Origin of the sequence: Bacillus sp. GMa5/1, assembly GCF_050172015.1 — a bacterium.
Classification (GTDB): domain Bacteria; phylum Bacillota; class Bacilli; order Bacillales; family Bacillaceae_G; genus Bacillus_A; species Bacillus_A cereus.
The window spans coordinates 1-3166 of record NZ_JBNLYC010000309.1; the positions used below are offsets into that span (position 1 = coordinate 1).

Consider the following 3166-nt stretch of genomic DNA (forward strand, 5'->3'; position numbering starts at 1 on the left):
GGATATTTATTTAGTAGGCCCTATCAAATTGCCAATTAATTTATATGGGGAGACTAAAGTTTTTCAATGGTATTCTTGGTTACAATGTAGTGAGGTTACAAATAGTGTAGAAGGAATTATCGAAAAACTCTCATCTATTAATTTAGCTGATATGCAGCAATCTAGTGTACTTGTATATGGTGATTTTGAGAATTCTGAAGATGCCCTAATTCGTATGCATAGTATTTGTCACACCGGTGATATCTTTGGTAGTAAACGTTGTGACTGTGGATTCCAATTAAAGCAGTCTTTACAAATGATTACAGAACATGGTTCAGGTGCTTTATTTTACTTAGCGAATCATGAAGGAAGAGGAATTGGCTTGTTTAGTAAAGCTATGACGTACCTCTTGCAAGAAAATGGGTTAGATACAGTAGAAGCTAATCTGAACCTAGGTTTTGAAGATGATGTTCGAAACTATGATGATACAATTGAAGTATTAAAAGCGCTACGCTCAAAACCTGTAAAACTTATTACAAATAATCCGAAAAAATTAGAAGCGTTACAAAAAGCTGGATTAAATGTTACGAGTCGTGAACCGTTATGGGGTGATGTCTCAGAGTTTAATGAGAAATATTTGCAAACGAAGATTCAGCGTTCTGGACATTTTGAAGGGGGACACTTACATGCTTGAGCATGAATTGTATATGAAGCTAGCACTAGAAAATGCCAAGGCTATGAAGGGACAAACGACTCCAAATCCATTGGTTGGATCTGTAATTGTAAATGATAATCGAATTGTAGGGGTCGGAGCACATATGAAGGCCGGAGAACCACATGCCGAAATACATGCGATACGTATGGCTGGAGAACAGGCACGTGGTGGTACAATTTATGTAACTCTTGAACCTTGTTCTCATCATGGTAGAACAGGGCCTTGTGCTGAAGCAATTGTACAAGCAGGAATTAAGAAGGTAGTAGTTGCTACACTTGATCCAAACCCGCTTGTTTCTGGACGTGGAATTAAAATTCTACAAGATGCAGGTATTGAAGTACTTGTAGGAGTGTGTGAAGAAGAATCTAAAAAAATGAATGAAGTCTTTAATAAATATATTTTGACAAAGCGCCCATTTGTAACGATTAAATCAGGAGTTACATTAGATGGGAAAATCGCTACGTCTTTATCGGATAGTAAGTGGATTACATCTACAGAAGCAAGACAAGAAGTACACCAAATACGAAACGAAAATGCGGCTATTTTAGTAGGAGCGAATACTGTTCAAAAGGATAATCCATCATTGACAACGCGTATTCCAAATGGCCGAAATCCAATTCGAGTAATATTGGACTCGACATTACGCATACCGATGGAAGCTAACGTTGTTACAGATAGAGAAGCTCCTACCTGGATATTTACAACAAGTAATCATGCAGAGGAAAAAAAGAAAGCATTAGAAAATGCAGGAGTTAAAGTATTTGTTACTAGCGGAGAAAAGCATATAAACTTACATGAAATGCTTGATGTTTTAGGACAAAAAGGAGTTTCCTCCCTGCTTATTGAAGGTGGTGGAGAAGTAAATGCTTCGTTTATTGAAAATAAACTAATGGATAAAATTATTTTATATTTCGCACCTAAAATTATTGGAGGTAGATTGGCGCCTAGTTTTGTAGAGGGGACTGGTATTACTAAAATGAAAGATGCAATTGAATTTAAGGATATATCATTTACCCAGATTGGAAAAGATTATAGATTTATTGGCTATCCAGCATATCGGAAAGATGAGCAATAAGGGGAATAAAAACTACTTATATGTTCCGATAAATGGATTGCAGAAAGGAGCGATGAAGAGTGAAGTTTGGATTTGATATCGATGATACACTAATTGATTTAAGGCAGCATGCTTTTCATTTATATAATAAGAAATTAAACAAAAAAGTAGGGTTGGATGTATTCCATTCTTTAAAAACAATTGAAATTCATGAAGCATTTGGCATGACTTCCGAGGAAGGCGGTCATATGTGGAATAGTTTGCTGGATGAGATTTATTATACTTCTTGTTCACCGTTTCCGTATGCTGTAGAGACATTGCAAGAATTAGAAAGACAGGGACATGAAATTTACTATATAACGGCGCGACCTAAAGAGCATGGAGAGCAAACAAAAAAATGGTTAATAGAAAAAGGATTTCCGGTACATGAAGATCGCTTTTTCTATGGAATGAAGGATGAAGAAAAAATACACTTTATACAAGAAATAAAATTAAACTATTTCTTTGATGATAAGCCGGCTGTTTTAGAAACGTTAATAGGAAAACCGATAAATGTATATGCAAAAACTACTTCTTACAATCAATATCTCAATATCCCGCGTATTACAAATTGGATGGAGTTAGGAGATATTATAAAGAAAGATATGTGAGGATTTAAATGGAAAATCAAATAGAGCCAAGAGCATATTGAGTATTACAATTTTAGAGGAAAGACATACGTATTATGTCTTTCCTTATTTTTTAATATTATCGTTTTTATTAGTGTGATGTGCTAGGAGTACTTCTAATAGAGGGGGAATAGAAAAATGAGCAATAAGAAAAATATTTTTAAGCTAGTCTTGTATGGAAGCGTAATTTATATATCATACCAGTGATGGTTTTCCCTGGTGCCACAGTATATGCGGATATTTTGGGTAAGAAGTTCAAGAATTAATGAGATGTGTTCATGATCATGAATTTTTGGAAAACGAAAATTACAATGTTAGGTTATTTTGAATCAGTAGTGGACGATATGCAAAATTACATATTACAAAATAAACATCGTAATTTTTGGATTCTTGGTATAAAATACATTACTTAAACTATATATTAGAATGGAGAAAGTGAATTGGAATTATTAAGAAACAGTAAGATTGGTACAAAACTAAACATATTAATAACTATATCAAGTATTGCATGTATAGTATTATCCCTAATAGGGTTTTGGGGGTTAGAAAGAGGGAAAAGTACTTCTTTTAATATGTATGAGGATAATTTACTGCCAATTGATTGGATTGGAATTGTAGAATCTAATTTTTATCACGTTAATATGAACTTTATGGAAATAATGTTATCAAAAGATGAAAAAAGAATGAACGAATTAATAAGAGAAATGGATGGGATTCGTAAGGAAAATGATCATCTTTTAAAGCAGTTTG

The 3166-nt window shown here is 33.8% G+C and carries 5 protein-coding genes; all 5 read left to right on the forward strand.

Annotation, left to right across the window (positions count from 1 at the left end):
• Window positions 1-673, forward strand: a 673-nt coding sequence (locus tag ACQGSG_RS27855; RefSeq protein WP_243510901.1) for a GTP cyclohydrolase II, incomplete at its 5' end; no start/stop codon positions are given.
• Complete coding sequence (gene ribD / locus ACQGSG_RS27860; RefSeq protein WP_000889429.1) at window positions 666-1769, forward strand: bifunctional diaminohydroxyphosphoribosylaminopyrimidine deaminase/5-amino-6-(5-phosphoribosylamino)uracil reductase RibD; 1104 nt, start codon at window positions 666-668, stop codon at window positions 1767-1769. The genes ACQGSG_RS27855 and ribD, both read left to right, overlap by 8 nt.
• Before the next feature lie 59 nt (window positions 1770-1828).
• On the forward strand, window positions 1829-2398 hold the full coding sequence (locus ACQGSG_RS27865) for a 5' nucleotidase, NT5C type (RefSeq protein WP_000668223.1): 570 nt from the start codon (window positions 1829-1831) through the stop codon (window positions 2396-2398).
• 296 nt (window positions 2399-2694) lie between these two features.
• On the forward strand, window positions 2695-2829 hold the full coding sequence (locus ACQGSG_RS27870) for a hypothetical protein (protein ID WP_000605687.1): 135 nt from the start codon (window positions 2695-2697) through the stop codon (window positions 2827-2829).
• A 27-nt stretch (window positions 2830-2856) separates the two neighbouring features.
• A partial coding sequence (locus ACQGSG_RS27875; RefSeq protein WP_426948560.1) for an MCP four helix bundle domain-containing protein occupies window positions 2857-3166 on the forward strand: 310 nt, incomplete at its 3' end.

Bases quoted from the DNA above. Each gene is read 5' to 3' on its own strand.
- ACQGSG_RS27870 (WP_000605687.1), top strand. From the start codon at position 2,695: ATGATCATGAATTTTTGGAAAACGAAAATTACAATGTTAGGTTATTTT.
- ribD (WP_000889429.1), top strand. From the start codon at position 666: ATGCTTGAGCATGAATTGTATATGAAGCTAGCACTAGAAAATGCCAAG.